This window comes from Marinimicrobium sp. UBA4209 (genome assembly GCF_002381585.1).
Lineage (GTDB): Bacteria > Pseudomonadota > Gammaproteobacteria > Pseudomonadales > Cellvibrionaceae > Marinimicrobium > Marinimicrobium koreense.
In genome coordinates this window covers 4,305-4,982 of record NZ_DFTP01000056.1, presented here as the reverse complement: position 1 = coordinate 4,982, position 678 = coordinate 4,305, and the positions used below count along the sequence as shown (strand labels likewise).

General features: G+C 61.9%; 1 protein-coding gene. It reads left to right on the top strand.

The window, feature by feature from the left end; all coding sequences use genetic code 11:
- Positions 1 to 678: transporter substrate-binding domain-containing protein (locus B3187_RS08330; RefSeq protein ID WP_286805723.1), on the top strand; the 678-nt coding region annotated here is incomplete at both ends.

Here is a 678-nt window from a genome sequence, read left to right as displayed (position 1 = left end):
CGGACTGAGCATCACCGAGCGTCGCCGCCAGCGCGTGCGCTTCAACCAACCTTATATGACCATCCGCCAGCAGGTGCTGTATAACAGCCGCAAGCCGGCGCCCCGTTCGGTCGAGGACCTGATCGGCAAAGACATTCTGGTCATCGCCAACTCCTCCCACGCTGAGCGTCTTGAAGCCATCAAGACTCACTACCCGGCCCTGACCTGGCGTGAGTCCTCCTCAGTCGAAATGATCGACCTGCTGGAAAAAGTGCACAGCGGTGAAGTGGACTATGCCATTGTCGACTCCAACGCCTATGAACTGAACCGCCATACCTTCCCGCGCGCACGGGCAGCCTTTGACCTGGGCGCACCTCAGGAGCTGGCCTGGGCCTTTCCCCGCAGTCGGGATGAAAGCCTGTACCAGGCGGCCGAGGAATATCTGGACCGAATCAAACAGGACGGCACCCTGGCGGCCATCAGCGAGCGGTTCTACGACCACATTGATGAAGTCACCACCGGCGGTGCCCTGCTGTTCTCCTACCGACTGGAAAAGCGCCTGCCCCAGTGGCAGACCCTGCTGCAGGAAGCCGCCGACGAATTTGACCTGGACTGGCAGCTGCTTGCCGCCATCAGCTACCAGGAAAGCCACTGGAACCCCGACGCCCGCTCCCGCACCGGCGTGCGCGGGCTGATGAT